The organism is Pontibacter brevis (genome assembly GCF_054779655.1).
In genome coordinates, this window is sequence record NZ_BAAGXV010000090.1 from 125,224 (window position 1) to 141,965 (window position 16,742).

At 50.5% G+C, this 16,742-nt stretch carries 16 protein-coding genes; 7 read left to right on the forward strand and 9 right to left on the reverse strand.

From position 1 onward, the window contains the following. Positions 1 to 338 precede the first annotated feature (338 nt). Positions 339 to 1,274, forward strand: a complete 936-nt coding sequence (gene fcl, locus ACYVB1_RS21415) for a GDP-L-fucose synthase (RefSeq protein WP_460925861.1) — start codon at positions 339 to 341, stop codon at positions 1,272 to 1,274. Between the two features lie 116 nt (positions 1,275 to 1,390). Next, positions 1,391 to 2,503: a GDP-mannose 4,6-dehydratase gene (gene gmd / locus ACYVB1_RS21420; protein WP_460925862.1), complete on the forward strand. Its 1,113-nt coding sequence runs from the start codon at positions 1,391 to 1,393 to the stop codon at positions 2,501 to 2,503. Positions 2,504 to 2,696: 193 nt separating this feature from the next. On the opposite strand, the gene ACYVB1_RS21425 is transcribed toward gmd, so the two are convergent. From ACYVB1_RS21425 to sdaAA, 9 genes are all read right to left on the reverse strand, one after another. After that, the gene (locus tag ACYVB1_RS21425; RefSeq protein WP_460925863.1) at positions 2,697 to 5,120 is read right to left on the reverse strand and encodes a DUF5686 and carboxypeptidase-like regulatory domain-containing protein; all 2,424 of its coding nucleotides are present in this window, start codon (positions 5,118 to 5,120) and stop codon (positions 2,697 to 2,699) included. 72 nt (positions 5,121 to 5,192) lie between these two features. After that, complete coding sequence (locus tag ACYVB1_RS21430; RefSeq protein WP_460925864.1) at positions 5,193 to 6,038, reverse strand: phosphatase PAP2 family protein; 846 nt, start codon at positions 6,036 to 6,038, stop codon at positions 5,193 to 5,195. 148 nt (positions 6,039 to 6,186) lie between these two features. After that, positions 6,187 to 7,398 carry an NADH-quinone oxidoreductase subunit D gene (locus ACYVB1_RS21435; protein WP_460925865.1) on the reverse strand — a complete coding sequence of 404 codons (1,212 nt, stop codon included), beginning with the start codon at positions 7,396 to 7,398 and terminating at the stop codon, positions 6,187 to 6,189. A gap of 143 nt (positions 7,399 to 7,541) precedes the next feature. Next, complete coding sequence (locus tag ACYVB1_RS21440; protein WP_460925866.1) at positions 7,542 to 8,198, reverse strand: NADH-quinone oxidoreductase subunit C; 657 nt, start codon at positions 8,196 to 8,198, stop codon at positions 7,542 to 7,544. After that, positions 8,170 to 8,730 carry an NADH-quinone oxidoreductase subunit NuoB gene (gene nuoB / locus ACYVB1_RS21445; RefSeq protein WP_460925867.1) on the reverse strand — a complete coding sequence of 187 codons (561 nt, stop codon included), beginning with the start codon at positions 8,728 to 8,730 and terminating at the stop codon, positions 8,170 to 8,172. The genes ACYVB1_RS21440 and nuoB overlap by 29 nt, the downstream gene beginning before the upstream one ends. 128 nt (positions 8,731 to 8,858) lie before the next feature. After that, positions 8,859 to 9,383: an NADH-quinone oxidoreductase subunit A gene (locus ACYVB1_RS21450; RefSeq protein ID WP_460925868.1), complete on the reverse strand. Its 525-nt coding sequence runs from the start codon at positions 9,381 to 9,383 to the stop codon at positions 8,859 to 8,861. 172 nt (positions 9,384 to 9,555) lie between these two features. Further along, complete coding sequence (locus ACYVB1_RS21455) at positions 9,556 to 10,731, reverse strand: DUF4407 domain-containing protein (protein WP_460925869.1); 1,176 nt, start codon at positions 10,729 to 10,731, stop codon at positions 9,556 to 9,558. 145 nt (positions 10,732 to 10,876) lie between these two features. Next, a complete protein-coding gene (locus ACYVB1_RS21460; RefSeq protein ID WP_460925870.1) occupies positions 10,877 to 11,542 on the reverse strand; it encodes a hypothetical protein in 666 nt (221 codons plus the stop codon). Between the two features lie 351 nt (positions 11,543 to 11,893). Further along, the gene (gene sdaAA / locus ACYVB1_RS21465) at positions 11,894 to 12,799 is read right to left on the reverse strand and encodes an L-serine ammonia-lyase, iron-sulfur-dependent, subunit alpha (RefSeq protein WP_460925871.1); all 906 of its coding nucleotides are present in this window, start codon (positions 12,797 to 12,799) and stop codon (positions 11,894 to 11,896) included. A gap of 190 nt (positions 12,800 to 12,989) precedes the next feature. On the opposite strand from sdaAA, the gene ACYVB1_RS21470 reads away from it, so the two are divergent. From ACYVB1_RS21470 to ACYVB1_RS21490, 5 genes are all read left to right on the forward strand, one after another. Next, positions 12,990 to 14,051: an App1 family protein gene (locus tag ACYVB1_RS21470; RefSeq protein WP_460925872.1), complete on the forward strand. Its 1,062-nt coding sequence runs from the start codon at positions 12,990 to 12,992 to the stop codon at positions 14,049 to 14,051. A gap of 194 nt (positions 14,052 to 14,245) precedes the next feature. Continuing rightward, positions 14,246 to 15,133, forward strand: a complete 888-nt coding sequence (locus tag ACYVB1_RS21475; RefSeq protein WP_460925873.1) for a phosphatase domain-containing protein — start codon at positions 14,246 to 14,248, stop codon at positions 15,131 to 15,133. A 9-nt stretch (positions 15,134 to 15,142) separates the two neighbouring features. Then, on the forward strand, positions 15,143 to 15,328 hold the full coding sequence (locus ACYVB1_RS21480; protein ID WP_460925874.1) for a hypothetical protein: 186 nt from the start codon (positions 15,143 to 15,145) through the stop codon (positions 15,326 to 15,328). Positions 15,329 to 15,364: 36 nt separating this feature from the next. Then, positions 15,365 to 15,646, forward strand: a complete 282-nt coding sequence (locus tag ACYVB1_RS21485; protein ID WP_460925875.1) for an acylphosphatase — start codon at positions 15,365 to 15,367, stop codon at positions 15,644 to 15,646. Positions 15,647 to 15,722: 76 nt separating this feature from the next. Next, positions 15,723 to 16,721 carry a hypothetical protein gene (locus ACYVB1_RS21490; RefSeq protein ID WP_460925876.1) on the forward strand — a complete coding sequence of 333 codons (999 nt, stop codon included), beginning with the start codon at positions 15,723 to 15,725 and terminating at the stop codon, positions 16,719 to 16,721. The last annotated feature ends 21 nt before the right edge of the window (positions 16,722 to 16,742 follow it).

The window sequence follows — 16,742 nt, forward strand, 5'->3', positions numbered from 1 at the left end:
CTTTAGGAAGCGAGATAGCATGTTCACAGGCTCCCAAAGCCTTAAGGCTCCTGTAAATCCTAAGCTAAACACTCTATAATCGACATCATGAAGGAAAACTTTTACAATGTGCCTCTACTGAACTACTCATGAAGAATGCGACCTCTCTAACCCAAAGAGTTAGGCTCTCCTAAGCATCTTAAGATTTAAGATCATGAAAAATAAACAGAGATAACTTTTTATAATACTTAAACAATATCAAATTACACTTTACAAACAATAAATTTGTGTTGTGTCAATTTTAAAGGAAATTGCACGCTTACAATCAAATTTGCTGCCTATCAACAGGCTTGGGTTAAATGAAGAAAGATTCAAAGATATATGTGGCAGGGCACCGTGGGATGGTAGGCTCAGCTTTAGTGCGAAAGCTTGAAAAGGCAGGCTACGGCAACATTATTATGCTCAGTTCTTCAGAACTGGATTTGCGGGACCAGGAGGCAGTACGGACTTTTTTTGCTGAGGTGAAGCCGGAGTACGTGTTCTTAGCGGCTGCGAAGGTAGGAGGCATTTTAGCCAACAACACCTATCGGGCAGAATTTCTTTACGACAACCTGATGATGGAAGCCAATGTTATTCACTCCGCTTACGAGACAGGAGTGAAGAAACTGATGTTCCTGGGTTCCTCCTGTATTTATCCTAAGCTAGCTCCTCAGCCCCTGAAGGAAGAGTACCTCCTGACAGGCGAACTGGAGCCGACGAACGAGCCTTATGCTATTGCCAAGATAGCCGGAATTAAGCTCTGCGAGGCCTATAGAGACCAATACGGCTGTGACTTCATCAGCGTGATGCCCACCAACCTCTACGGCTACAACGACAATTACCACCCGCAGAACTCCCACGTGCTGCCCGCCCTCATCCGCAGGTTTCATGAGGCAAAGGAAAACAGCGAGAAAACAGTAACTATCTGGGGCACGGGCAGTCCGCGCAGGGAGTTCCTTTTCTCCGATGACCTGGCCGAGGCATGCCTCTTTCTAATGGAGAGCTACAGTGGCAGGGAATTAGTGAATGTCGGCACAGGCGAGGACATCTCTATCAAAGAGCTGGCCCTGCTGGTGAAGAAAATAGTAGGCTTTGAAGGTGAACTATCATTCGACATTTCAAAACCAGATGGCACTCCCCGAAAGCTCATGGATGTTTCAAAACTGCATGGCCTGGGCTGGCGGCATACAACAGCGCTTGAAGACGGTATAGCCCTGGCTTATGCCGATTTCATTGAGAAGCACGTGACGGTATAATCAAGTTAATAGATTAGATTTCTCGCCTTACACGATAAAAGGCTGAGCAAAAGAGGGGCAGGCAAGTCGCAAAGCCATTCATCATTTGAAATTCAGTATTCACAAGCGAAAGAAGTATGAAAACAGCACTCATCACAGGCATTACGGGTCAGGACGGAGCTTACCTGGCAGAGCTCCTGCTCAGCAAAGGCTACATGGTGCACGGTCTCAAGCGCCGCAGTTCCATGTTCAACACCGACAGGATAGACCACCTTTACCAGGACCCGCACGAGAAAAACATCAACCTGAAGCTGCACTACGGCGACCTGACCGACTCCACCAACCTGATTCGCATTATTCAGGAGACGCAGCCGGATGAAATATACAATTTGGCGGCCATGAGCCACGTGAAGGTGAGCTTCGACACACCGGAGTACACTGCCAATGCCGACGGTATCGGTACCCTGAGGATACTGGAAGCCATCCGCATCCTGGGGCTAACGGAGAAGACAAGAATCTACCAGGCCTCTACTTCTGAACTATATGGCTTGGTGCAGGCTGTACCGCAGTCAGAGACCACACCGTTCTATCCGCGCTCTCCTTATGCCGTGGCCAAGCTCTATGCGTACTGGATAACAGTGAACTACCGTGAGGCCTATGGCATGTTTGCCTGCAACGGTATTCTCTTCAACCACGAGTCACCGCTGAGGGGGGAGACCTTTGTGACGAGAAAGATAACAAGAGCGGCGGCAAGAATAGCCATGGGGCTGCAGCAGTGCCTCTACCTGGGTAACCTGGACTCCCGCCGGGACTGGGGCCACGCCAAGGATTATGTAGAGGCCATGTGGCGCATCCTGCAGCAGGACACGCCGGAAGACTTTGTTATCGCCACAGGTGTGACCACGACGGTGCGGGATTTTGTGAAGATGGCCTTTGCCGAAGTAGGCATAGAGATTACGTTTAAGGGAGAAGGAGTGGAGGAGAAGGGCTATGTGGCCGCCTGCTCAAACCCGGAGTACCAGCTGGAGATTGGAAAGCAGGTCGTGTGTGTGGACCCGAACTACTTCCGCCCTACAGAGGTGGACCTGCTGATAGGCGACGGTACAAAAGCGAAGGAAAAGCTGGGCTGGGAACCACAGTATGACTTACAGGCCCTGGTGGAGGATATGATGCAAAGCGATGTAGAGCTCTATAAGCGCGACACTTACCTGCTCGACGGCGGACACCGAATTCTCAACTACCACGAGTAAAATCATCAGCTCAAACAGCAACAAAGCCCGCATTGCTTCGCAAGAGAAGTAATGCGGGCTTTGCTTTTCAGCATCCTGCCCTAAAAGGAATAGCCGTAATAGCACTTCATCAGGCAGACTCTCCACAGCAAATAAAAAGATTTGCTCAGGAAAGCCCACTTCGTTGGAGTCACTACCGCCAAAAAACTGTTTCCTAGAAGGCCAGTGTTAAGGTCATCTTTATCTTCAGGTTATCTTTTACATTATCTAAGGTGTAAGGGCCGTAGCGGTATAGTGCCCCGACACCGATACCCGTGAAAGGAGAGCTGATAATGTTGCTCAACAGCAGTCCTGATTCATAGAAACCTTTTTGCATCGTCTGGTAGGCTGCTTGTGGCAGCGCGCCCTGTAGCGGCTGTTCTAAGTGGCCGAACCCGATGTTTGTCACAACTATCATGTCTGGCTGGAAGAAACGAGTACGCAGGAGGCGCTTTCCGAAGTTTTGCGAAAAGAAGAGCGCCGCATAGCGGTTCGAGAAGAACTCAAAAGGCCGCATTGTCTCAAAGCCTTCGCCCGCATACATATAATACTCCCGGTTGTAGCTGCCATAGCCATTGTAGAGGCTCACAATAGGGGCACTGCCGTCTACTAATCCTCCGGCTAAGGTGAAACTGCTTTCGCCAAACGTGCGATGGCGGAAAGAGAAGTCTGCCCGCACATCGTACTTGTTATAGCCGTACCCGCCATCCAGTAAGCCGTTGATGCCACGGGTATACTGAAGCCACAGCACCGGGTATTCGTTGGCCATTGGCATGAGCTGGTTGAACTGCTCTATGAATTTTTCGCCGTAGGCATACCGGAAACTCACTACGGCCTCGGTCAGGTTATAAGCGTGCCGGGGCGCATCATCCGCAGCGACATAACCGAGGGTAGAGCGGCGCTGTTCCTGCCGGAGCATCGCCTGCGCCTGCAGGTAACGGAACAACCTACCGGACATGGCCATACTTTTATGGGTGGTGTAGTCAAGTCGGGTCAGTAGGGCAGGGCGGACATCGCCCAGGAGGCTGCGCCGCTGAAAAGGGAAGCGCCTGCCGCCCGGCTCCAGCACATCCTCAAAAAATGCGGCTTTCAGCTGTAGCTCCGATGGCTGATGCAGTATAGCAACAGCATCTCCCCCATATTTTGCTTTTTCGTCTTTGAAACCATAAGCCCAGTAGCCCCCGATAATAAAGCGCTCAGAAAAAGAACTGTTGGTATGGGCTCCCATCCCCAAACGTAGCCCTTCGAAAGCAGTAATCCGCAGCAGGCGGGTCAGGTCCATACTGACAGGACCAAGGGGAACCTGCTGCGCCAGCAGGTATTCCATTACACGAATGGTACGGTCTAAGTTTTTCGCTTTGCCCACACTATCCAGGCGCTCGTAGGTGCGTTGCTCCAGCACACTCAGTGAGTCGGGGCGATAGCCCTGGTAAAAATCATCGGGTTGCAGGTGGGCATCTGCTTTCTGCTGCAGGGCAACCACACCGAAGTCGGACCTGCGCAGATTGGGGTTCAGGTTGATGTTCGTGATATAGGTACGGAGGTGTGCGTAGGGCTGGTGGCCTATAAAATTAAACTGCGCCACGCTTAGCTCTACATCCAGTTCTGTCGGGAACCACTGTTGCTGTGGGCCTACCTGCTCATACTGCTGCTGTAGCTTTATACCCCGCTTGTCGTCGCTGGCTGATTGCGCCAGCACATGCTGTACAGCCCAGCCATCGCTGTTAATGTAAAGCAGCCCTTCCAGTCCGTCGAAGTTCTTTCCCCGCTGTGGTTTAAAGGAGATAATGAACACCGTATCCTGACCCACAACATTGGTTTCCTGCAGCACAAAATCATACTTGCGGGTGCTGCCTGTGCTCAGGGGGCTGAGGTAGCGCTTTCCAAAAAACACCGGCATGTCATCGTACACAGAAAAATCACGCGATTCGGCTGCCACCACACCAAAGCTTGGCTGCTGCAAGCCTGATACCCGTGTGGCCAGTATTGTTTCATTCGTTAAGTTCGGCTGTAGAAAAGCATAGTCTGTAATGCTCTCCAGGAGGAAAAGGTGCTGCTGATCCAGCAACTTCCGCATCCTGAGGTAAGCAGAGTCCTGTGGCGAGAGCTGCAATGTGTCGCTCAGGTCCAGTTCCCGGGCATCAGTTGCTGTGAGCACAAACTTGTTATAGGTGCGGTAGGAGTAGGCCTGCAGGTTCTCGGGGCGATGCCGGTCCCGGTTCTGGCGGGCCAGCCGGATAATGCGGTGTGCCGGGTTCTCACCAGAGCCAAGTACGACTACCTCCTGTAACTTTGCTGCCGATGGCTGCAGGTACACATTAACTGTCTGTGAAGAGTCTGGATAGATAACCTGCGGAGCATAGCCTACATAGCTAAAGCGAAGGCGTGTGATCGGGCGGTTGTGCAGTACCCTGTATTCTCCATCCAGGTTTGTAGTGGTGCCCGTCTCTCCACCATTGGCTGCTATACTTACAAACGGAAGCGCCTCACGGGTTCGGGCATCCCGCACAATTCCCTGCACTTCCTGCACCTGTGCAAAAGAGGCCGCACCCATAAAAGACAAAAAACTCAGCAGCAGGAGGAAGCGTGGTAAGAGCATTTGGTAAAGATATAAAAGAAAAGGCGCTTTATCCTGCTACAGAAAAAGCGCCCCGACCTGGTATATTAGTTCTCAGAACTGCACATAAAACCCTACACCCGGACTTCCGTTTGGCAACACAACAGGTACCACAGCAGTATTCAGTCCGCCGCCTTCGGTTAGCTTGGCATGTATCCAGTATACTGCGTTAACTGACAATATACCAACGCCAGCCCCGGCCAATACATCCGACATCCAGTGGGCATTGTTGAGCACGCGCAGCACACCCGTACCACCTGCAATACCATAGCTTACCACACTCACCCAGGGGCTCTTATGGCGGAACTCCTTATCCATGAAGGTGGCAATGGTAAAAGCATAAGCCGTATGCCCCGACGGAAAAGCATGTGGCTTCCCGTTCGGGCGTTCAATGCTGGTCAGTTTCTTGGTGGGCCACACGATGGCGGAGGTAAGCGTTCCGGCTGATATCAGCAGCAGGGTTTGCCGGCTTAGTTCGTGCCGGTTCTGCGATGATATAAGGTTAAAACCGTACAGACCCGCCAGCGGCGCCAGCATGAGAAAATCATCGGCGTTGGTGGCAAATTCAGGAAACACCCTGGTCCTGTAGTCAAAGACATCCTGACTGTTTATAATGCCCCGGCCTCCGGTAGTATAAATACCCACACCGATAAGTACCGCAGCCGGAATAACAGCTCTCTTAAAGAAGCGCTTATTATCCCCTTCCAGGCGCTGTGCTTCTGTAAAAGGCTTTTTCTGCCCGGGGAGCACCGTGTCGGCAGGAGGTACAAAAACATCCGGGTCAACCGATTTTACCTTTGCAGTATCAGTGGCGGGCTGCACCTGCGCCACAGCTGCAGCAGGCCCAAACAGTACACTTAGCCAGAGGAGGTGTATTGTCAGCAGTTTATTCAATCTCATAAGTATGCAGTAGGAGTAAAATAAGCTTGCACTTAATGTTACGCAATTGTTAATAAAATTTAACGCGTGCTACTGCCGTGGGTTTTATCGTGACTGATAAATGTCTTACTACATGGGACAAAAGAAGTACAATTGCTGTGTGGCCAGTTTAGCGGTCTAATTCCCCCAGTACAATGTCCACTGATCCCACAATAGCTATAATGTCAGCCACCATGCAGCCTTTAGAGATCTCGTGCAGCACCGACAGGTTAGAGAAGCAGGGGGAGCGGCCTTTGCAGCGGAAAGGCATATCGCTGCGGTCTGTAGTCCGGAAGAAGTAGCCCAGTTCGCCACGCGGTGTCTCCCCACGGAAATACAATTCCTGCGTGCCGGTAGTGCGGAGCTTCTTCGGGCAACCTGCCTGTGGATCAAAGTCAGGCGTGCGTTTGTAGTCGCCCTGCAGGCGGTCGAGGCACTGCTGTATGATTTTCACAGACTCCCGGCACTCCAGCGCCCGCACATAATTGCGGTCCCAGCAATCGCCTACGCTACCTACTATGCCGGTGCCTACTGGCACCTCAAACTCAAGCTCCGGGTATACGCTGTAACCGTCTACGCGCCGCAGGTCATACTTCAGTCCGGAACCGCGCAGCATAGGGCCGGAGCAGCCGTAATTAATCGCCACATCCATCGGCAGGATACCCACATTGGCGGTGCGATCAATAAAGATTTTATTCTCCAGCAGCACCGTGTCTATCTCATCGAGTTTGGGCTGCAGGTAATCGATAAACTCCTGGCAGCGCTTCTCAAAACCAATAGGCAAATCATAGTACAGGCCGCCCACCCAGATGTAGTTATACAGCATGCGGGCACCGGAGACCCACTCCAGCAGGCGCTGGATGTGTTCACGGTCGCGCAGCATCCACAGGAAAGGCGTAAAAGCGCCAATATCGATGCCGTAGGTACCAATGGCTACAAAGTGCGAGGCGATACGGTTCAGCTCCGTTACCAGCACCCGGATATACTCTACCCGCTTCGGAATCTGGTCCGTAATGCCCAGCAGCTTCTCCACGCCCATACACCACACGTGCTCTGAGTTCATGGCCGCCAGGTAGTCCATGCGGTCTACGTAGGGGATAGTCTGGTTATAGGCCATGTGCTCGGCATGCTTCTCGAAGCAGCGGTGCAGGTAACCAATATGCGGTGCTACGTCCGTCACGATTTCCCCGTCCGTTACCACCTCAAGGCGCAGTACGCCGTGCGTACTCGGGTGCTGCGGCCCCATGTTCACAATCATCTCGCCATCCCTCAGGTTGTCTAAGCTGAACTTGTTCGGCTCCGACTGCAGCAAGTAATTCTTATATATAGTGGAGGTTTCCAATTATAAATGTGTACTCTTTGTTATGGTTGATGCTTAACTGTCAAAGGGTCCTTTATTATATGATGCGGTTGAAGCTAAGGAACAGTTTGCTTACTATCCCCACACATTAATTTCCACATCAGCACATTTCCAGATCTTTGAATCTATTCCGGCTTCTCGCGCTTATCTGAAAAAGGGGTGGGCTCTCCAACCATGTGCTGCGGCTCTCCTTTGAATCCATTTAGCTCGTTATGCTGGTCGAACGGCACTTTGATGCCGTGGTAGTACTCCTGCAGCTCGTAATCTCTACGGAGAGGATGGCCTTCCCAGTCGGCAGCACATAAGATGCGGCGCATGTCCGGATGGTCTTTAAAGAGGATGCCCACCATATCGAATACCTCCCGCTCATGCCAGTCGGCTGTGCGCCAGATGTGGCTGACGGTAGGCACCTGCGGAATGGGCTGATCTGGTGTGTTGTTGCGCGGCACCTGCACCTTCAGCACCAGGTGGTGGTCAAAGGGGATGGAGTACAGGTTATAAGCAACCTCCATGGAGCCTGCTTCCTGGCCGTTGTCGATGCCGGTAACGCAGGAAAGGAAATCGAAATACGTCTGCTCGTGGTCGTGCAGCACAAGGCACACCTCCGCCAAACGCTCTGTCTCCAGCACCAGGTAGGGCTGCAGGTTATCCTTTTTTTCAGCTACGATAACCTCTGCACCGAAAGTATCTACTATAAAATCTCTTAACTCCTCGAAAGACACGTTGATTGAATTAGGAATGCTGAAATATGAATTATGATAGCGCAGGTGCTTTGTCAGCATCGGCTACGGGTTGGTTTAGCTCCTGTGCCCTCTTTGCCATAATCTGCTGCACAGCGCGTGGAGCACGAATAGTTTCTTTCCGGATAACCTCCTGCAGTTGCAGAAAGCCGCCTATCAAAGCCTCAGGGCGGGGCGGACATCCAGGTACATAAACATCCACAGGAATAATACGGTCTACGCCTTTCACTACATGATAACCATGCTCCCAGTAAGGGCCGCCACAGTTAGAGCAGGAGCCCATCGAAATAACATAGCGGGGCTCTGGCATCTGCTCGTAAAGGCGGCGAATGCGATCGGCCATTTTAAAAGTAACAGTGCCGGCCACAATCATCACATCCGATTGGCGCGGGGAGGCCCGCGGAATGATGCCGAAACGGTCCATATCGTAGCCGGATGCGTAGGCTCCCATCATTTCAATGGCGCAGCAAGCCAGTCCAAAACCCATCGGGAATAGCGAGGTCAGCCGCGCCCAGTTCAGCAGGTCATCTAACTTTGTAATAACTACTCCGCCTTCTCCAGTCTTTGCTTCCATATAAGGGGTATATCTATTCTGATTTGCGGTACCGGGTCAAAACAATCCTAATGCTTTCTTTGCCCAGAGAGGAGTTCTTGTTTTCTCCGGCTCCGCCTTCTTATTTAAGCTTTAAAAGTATAAAACTATCAGTGAGGGACCTTAGGTTCCGTAGTTTCCGATACAACCGGGCGTTTTTGGTACTGCCGTTCGTTTACGCGCTGATACATTTCTGCTGGTATTTTAGAACGGCTCTTAGGTACCACCGGCTCCGGCCTAATCCAATCTAAATGTCCTTTGGCCCAGGCGTAGGCGAGGCCCAGCACCAGAATGCCGATAAAGATGAACATCTCCAGTAGCGAAAACCATCCCCACACGCCATCTGTGGCGTCAATCAATTCGCGGCGGCCAAATACTGTTGCCCATGGAAACAGGAAAGCCAGCTCTACATCAAAAATGATGAAGATAAGCGCCACCACATAGAATCTGGGGTTAAACTGTATCCAGGCGTTTCCAATCGGTTCCTCCCCACTCTCGTAGGTAGCGAGTTTCTCCGGGTTAGGGCGCTGCGGACGAATCAGTTTACTCGTCAGCAAGCCAATCATCACGAAGATAGCTCCTCCAATCAGGAAGAGCAGGATTGTTCCGAAGTCCGATGCATAGGTTTCTGCCATAGCTTACAGCTGTTTATGCAAATTTACAATAAAAAGCCGGGATTGTTTACCTGTGGCCGTTTTGGGTGGCGGCAGGACAGGTCACGACCTGTCCCTGCGAAGTATCAATACAAAACCGCCTGCACCAACAAAGGCACAGGCGGTTTATACCTACTGGTAAGCTGTTCTTAATTTACCACTTATAATAGCCATTCTCTTCTCCGTCGTTCAGGAGCTCGGCGGCGGTGTCGGGACTTCGATGAATTTCTTTAAGCTTGCGCTCTTTCCATACGGCAGCGGACTCCCGGACAACTTCCAGGTGCGCATCGGACTTCAGGCGCTCTTCCTCCCGTTTGGCATCTACTTCATAGTCGGTGCGTGCTGCAAATTTAGCGTTGGCCACTGTTTTACGGGTGTCGTACTGCTGCTGGCGCTCAGCCACACGCTGCATCTCCTGGATGGTGCGCTCGTGCTCAATGCCTTTCAGAATGTCATCGTAAGGCCCCTTGCTGGACATCAGCTTTGTAAAGATAGGAGCTGTTTCCAGGCATATAAACAACAGCGTGATGAAGAACACCGGCAGCCACGGCAACTCATCCAAGGCATTGATGCGGGCCATCAGGCCGTCGTAGTTTGAAAAGCTTTCCTGCCCCTCTGCCACAGTCTCGTCGTAGTTCTGCATGAGCTCGTTGATACGCTGCTCCCGCTGCAGAATGCGCTCGTTCGCATTAACCTGCAGCAGCTTCAGTTCTTCGTCTACTTTATCGTACTGTCGCTTCTTTTCCTCGAAAATAGGCCCTTTACCTACCTTACCTGTACCGCCTGTACCATCGGCCTCTGCGGCAAGAGCATCATACAGCCTGTTGCGCTCCTGTAACTTGGCCTCTACCTCCTGGCGTATGGCGGCAATTTCCGTCTTGATGGAATCTACCTCTACAAACTGCTGGCTCACCAGTTGCTTGTGGGCAATGGCCAGTTCTGCCTGCTTCTCCTTGAGCACTGCCTGGATTTCCTTGTCAAAAATCTTCAGCTCAAGCGGCTTAGATATAACCACCGCCAGCACCAGGGCCAGAAACACGCGCGGCATTACCTGCAGCAGCTCTTTCCAGAACTTGCCCTCTTTGCGCAGTGTGGACACGATAAAACGGTCGAGGTTAAAGATAACGGCACCCCACAGCAAGGCAAAAGCAATGGCCATCAGGGCATCGTCAAAAACGGTGTAGAGGGCGTAACCGCCCGAAATGCTGGCCAGCAGGCCCGTGAACAACACGGTGGCGCCGATCCCAGCGTATTTTATGTGCTCTGATTTAGAACATTTGTCGAGTATGGTGTCGTCGGCACCGGCGCACCACCAAAAAAAATTCTTCATGTATGAACGAATAGCTGAATAGGAAAAAAGGCTTACGCAGAAGCTACAAAACATAAAACGTATAAATGCTTACGTTTTGTACTTCTGATAAGGTTTAATTAGTTAAAAATCAAACTGCTACCTTTTTCCGAAAACAGTATCGCTTTTAATTAAATTCAAAGTTTTCTACCGTTTCATTCAGCTTTTCATAGAGCAGCAAAGAAGCCATGCCGCTGGCCAGTACCATCCGTGTGTCGGGGGTGAGCTGCGGGCTTACCCATACCTTCCCGTTGTTTACAACCTGCACCGCACCCACCACCTTCTCTCCATCCTTAAATTCATAGCCCACTACGTCTGTCATAGGCAACTTGGTGTCCTCAAATTTATACACAGGCACAATCGTATAGGTGGTACGGCGGTTAGAGAGCTCTCCCTTAAACTTCTTACGCTCCAGGTAATTGCCTGGGTCTACAGTAAGCAGATGCCACTGGCCACTTTCCGGAGAGGTAAAGTGGCTGGCATAATATTCCATGTTCGGACCCACATCTATGGTCACACCAGTATTGGACCGAAGGGACTTGTCCTTCAGCTTACTGGCACCAAACACGTACCATTCGCTGCCCCTGCCATCCTGCAGGCTGAACTCGTACCGCTGCCTGGCATCGATGTTATTGTAGCTGAAGATAGAGAACCCACCGATGTTCTTCCACCCGCGGCGCACATTAGCCACCGTGTAATCGCCAATCTGGAAGTTTCCGTTCGACTTCAGAACCCTGCGCCCCTCTATGGGCAGCTCCACTGCATGCTGCTGAAATTCCGGGGACACGGCCATTTGCGGCACAGTGCAGTTGTGAGCGCCAGCATACAAGCCAGCGATGCGGATAAAAAGTACTTTTTCATAGTTTTAGAATTGAGGCTTGGGGAAAATTAAAGAGTATTAGGTTCTTAAATATAGGCTTGCCATATATTATGCCAATTTACAATCAGCCGAAAATGTCGTCTGTGCAAAAGTGCTTTCCCCTCACACAACATCTTAGGTGCCACACACTTAAAACGACAGCCCGCAGCTTCCATTGGTTGCCCAGGCTCTAAAAAATATTTCACGATGCCTCCCCTAAAAACAAGAAAGGTAGAAAGCTTTTGCTTCCTACCTTTCCATACCCTGGCTAATCAAAACTTAAGACTACTCCTCGCTCTCATCCGGCAGGATATCCACATCCTGCACTAGCACCAGTTTTTCTATTTCACGCGCCCTGGGTGTATTGGCCAAACCGCCTTCTGCTGTTTCCTTGTACTTGCGCTCCATGCTTTCGCCTACTTCGCCAAGGGCTGCCACACACTGGTCTACCGGAATAACGGCGTTAACACCGGCAAGCGCCATTTGAGATGAAGAAAAGGCAATGGCAGCGGCACTGGCGTTGCGCACAATACACGGCACCTCTACCAGCCCGGCCACCGGATCGCAGACAAGGCCAAGCATGCATTGTATGGTAATGGCCACTGCCGTGAACACCTGGTCTATGCTTCCTCCGAGGCAGTACACAATCGCTCCTGCCGCCATGGCGGCCGCACTCCCTGTTTCTGCCTGGCAACCACCCACAGCACCCGCCAGCGAGGCATTCTGCTCAATAATCAGCGCTATACCTGCTCCAACAAGTAAGCCTTCGTGTATTTTCCTGTCTTCCAGGCCGTGCAGCTCCTGCAGGGTGGTGAGGGTGCCCGGCAAGATACCGGATGCACCTGCCGTGGGAGCCGCTACCACACGCCCCATGCAGGAGTTTACCTCTTTGGCCCCCAGCGCACGCGAAATCAGCATCTGAAACTCCGGCGACAGCACTGTAATCGGTGCTTTTGCTACCTTTTTGGCGCTGTTATTCACCATGCCGGAGCGGGACTGCATATTTTCTGTAAGGCCGGTTTGCACCGCATCCTTCATCACATCAAACGCTCTGGCAATATTCTCCCAGATATATTCTTCTGAGCGGCCTTTCTGCTCTATCTCGTATTCCAGCACTGGCTGGTACAGCGGTTCTCCGGTTTCGGTGCAGTGCTTTTCCCAGCTCTTAAAATCAGTGAATAGTAATGACATTGTGATTCTTTCTCCTATAAAAAAACTGGCTGAAACACCAGGACAACCAATATAGCCACAATTTCCAGGTTCAGCTATACACGCTCCATACATAACAACTGTAGTACCAGGAAACGTTCTTACAAGCCTGCTAGCGTTTTTGTTTAACCCCTTCCGTTTCCGGCCGTTTTAATACATTAAATCAAACTTTATGGCAGACTTAACACAGGCAGCAAAAGAAGGACTCTTAACTGCCATTCAGCAGGTGGAGCACAAGCTATTTATGGCGAAACATAAAACAAAGGAAGCGCTGCACCTGCTGGACCCCATCAATATTATGCCTTACTATGGCTTTGGCAACGATAAGTATGTGTACGTAAAAGGCAGGGTGCTGGAAGACGAGAAGGTAAAGCAGTCCAGCGACGAGGACAGCACCCTGACACACCTCCGGAACACGTACAAGCGATACGAGTCTGACGAGATACCGGGAGTGAAGCTGAAAGCAAGCTTTGCCGGACAGGAGATAGAGGTAGAAACAGACCAGGAAGGATTCTTTGAAGTAGAGTTCAGGACGGAATCTCCGATAGACTACAGCAGCACCGGCCATAAGGTAAAGCTGCAGCTGCTGGAACAGAAAACAGGCAAAGACAAATTAGAGGTCGAGGCTTATGTTTTTGTACTAGGCAGAGATGCCGACTTCGGCATCATCTCCGATATAGACGATACGGTGCTGATGTCCAAGGTCACACATTTTCTCGGGCGGCTCAAGCTAATGCTGCTGAAGAATGCAAACGAGCGCAGCCCTTTTCCGGGTATTGCTGGCTTTCTGCGGGCCTTGTGTGCAGGCAGCGATCAGAAAAAACACAACCCGCTCTTCTTTGTGTCGGGCAGCGAGTGGAACCTGTACGACCTGCTGGTTCGCTTCTTTCGTTCCCACAGCATTCCGGAGGGCCCCTTGTTGCTCCGCGACAAGGGCTTTCGCCTGGACAAAGGCTACCTTGAAACCAGCACCCATGAGTATAAGCAAGAGAAGATACGGCACATCCTCGACACTTACCCTAACCTCAAATTCATTTGCATCGGCGACAGCGGTCAGCATGACCCTGAAATCTATCAAAAGGTGGTGCAGGAGTATCCGGGGCCTATCCTGGGCATCTATATCCGGGATGTGTCTCCGGAAGAGCGCGACAAGGAAGTGAAACGCATAGCCGAACAGGTAAAGGCGCAGGGAGTGGAAATGGAACTGGTGGAGGAAACCCTCTCCGCCGCTTAGCATGCTGTTAAGAAGGGATGGATAAATGAAGACCAGTTGGAAGACGTAAGGCAAGCCTGCGAAAAAGATGAGCAGCGGGAGGATTAGACGTGCAGTGGCTATGCCCGGGGCCTCTTACCTGTAAACAACTGCCTTGCTGGCACGTTCTAATATATAGAATCAATTTCTAGAACGGTTTGGATATAAAGCAAAAATTGTATGAAGCAATAATACAGCTGGAACAGGAACTGGACGCGGGAAGTGAGAAGGTAAAAGAAAACCTGCACTTGCTGCGCTCCATTATGATTTTACCTTATTACGGCTATGGCTCCGACACCTTTGTGCGCCTGAAAGGGCGGGTGATGGAGAAAGACAAAAAGCAAAACGATAAGGAAGAATCGCATTCAGGCGAACAGACGCTGAGTATGATACGGCGTCTTGCCTTGAGTGCCATTCCAAACATCAGGCTTTCCGCTACGTTTGCGGGGATGCACCAGGAGGTGGAAACCAACGACAAAGGCTATTTTGAGGTAGTGTTTAAAACAGACACGCCCATAGACTACAAGGAGGCAGGCTATGGTGTAAAACTCCGGCTGCTGGAGCGCAAAACCGATGAGGATGAGATGGAAACGGAGGGGCGCATATTTGTACCGGAGCCGGATGCGCGATTTAGCGTGATCTCTGATATAGACGACACGGTGCTTGTTGCCAATGCAACAAGCTTCCTCGGCCAGTTAAAGCGCAGCCTGTTGCAGGATGCCCAGGAGCGTAGCCCTTTCCCGGGAATTGCGGCTTTGCTGCAGGTACTGAAAGGGAGCAACAATCCTTTGTTTTATGTATCCTCCAGTCAATGGAACCTGTTCAGCTTTCTGGTCAACTTCCTGGAAGCGAATAATATTCCCAAAGGACCGCTGTTGCTTCACGACAAGGCTGATGACCATGAGAAGGTTGACGGGCACCAGCAGAAGCTCGATCAGATCTGTGCCATTCTTCGCACCTATCCGCACCTAAGCTTCATCCTAATCGGCGATAGCGGCAAGGACGATCCTGAAATTTACAGGCAGGTGGTAAAAGACTTCCCAGATCAGGTGCTTTGCATTTAAATCAGGGATGTGACAGGTAATGACCGCGAGGAGGAGGTACAGAATATTTGTGAGCAGGTAAAGGCACAGGGCGTGGAGATGCTGCTGATGCGGGATACAGCCAGTGCCGCCGAACATGCCTTTAAGCACGACTGGATAAGCCTTACGCAACTACACCAGGTACAGCAAAGCCACCAGGAACAACGAAACAATTAGGAGTAACCAGATAACCAGCAAACAGATATAATCAGCATGAGCAATACCAAACACATTGCGATACGGGTGCACGGCAAAGTACACGGCGTATTCTTCCGGGCCAGCACCAAAGAAAAAGCGCAGGAGCTCGGCCTCACTGGCTTTGTACAAAACGAGGAGGATGGCACCGTATACATAGAAGCTGAAGGCAGCCCCTCCGCTCTAAAGCAACTGGAGCAATGGGCGCACGAAGGCCCTCGCAGAGCTCAGGTAGAGAAAGTAGAGGTGAAAGAGATGGAGGGGTTGGCAGGATTCAAGGAGTTTAAGGTGAAGCGGTAGGAGAGATAAATTTGGGGAGTATTTAACAACATATAAAATTTATCCTATATTAGCTAAATAGATATCTCCGTCCCTAATGAGTACAAGGATACTACACTGTTCATCATCTTTAAAGAACTACAATATTTGCATAAATCAAAAAGTTGCTGGATTCTCGAACAGAGGACCACAGCCTGGCGACTTAGTTTATTTAGCAGCCAAATCAGGCAAAAGGACGTTATGTGGCGCCCGGTTCAAACTTGATAAGCAAACAGATTTTAAACCCTGGCCTGACGGAGAGAGATATGTTCATTCCCTAACCATAAAAGAAGTAGAGTATTGTCAGCCATTCGACCTTTCTATCTTATCAGAAACTGGAGGAAAGTATTGGAGCATTAAGTATATACAAGCATCAAAACCCATTTTAGATAAGCAAGCTTGTGACACACTAGCTCAGGAATTTAGCCGCAACAAGACTGATTACTTCATCCCTTTTAGTGTTGACTCCGGTAAGGACAGTACCATTGCAGATTGCAAAGTTGAAGATGAGGCTACAGAGCTCATAGTTAAAACGCCTCTAACACGCGACTCAATAAAGATTCAGGCACTGCTTGCTGAGATTGGCGACCGCATGGGCTACAAAATTTGGCTTCCAAAGAACGACAGGAGCAGAGTTTTAGAGGTATGGCATTCAAAGTCAAGCTCTGTTCTACAGGATCTGCCTCTTAACTATGATAACGACACCCTGAATACCATTGAAAATATTGATGTGCTCTGGATAAGAGGCCGTTCTATTGTACGCGCGTTCGAGGTAGAACACACATCTTCTATTTATTCAGGAATATTAAGAATGGCCGATCTAATGGCATTGCAGCCCAACCTAAACATAAAGGCACACATTGTTGCTCCCATTGAACGAAAGGTAAAGGTGATGAATGAATTATCAAGGCCAGTATTCAAGCATGTACTGGCATCAACCTGCTCTTTTATCTCCTATGACGCCATAGAGGAGCTAGCTAAAGAGAAAAGGCTGGAATATATGAATGACGCTGTTCTTGAAGAGTTTTCTGAATCTGTAAAAGATATTGTATCATAATCCTTCCGCCGTTGTTGGTGT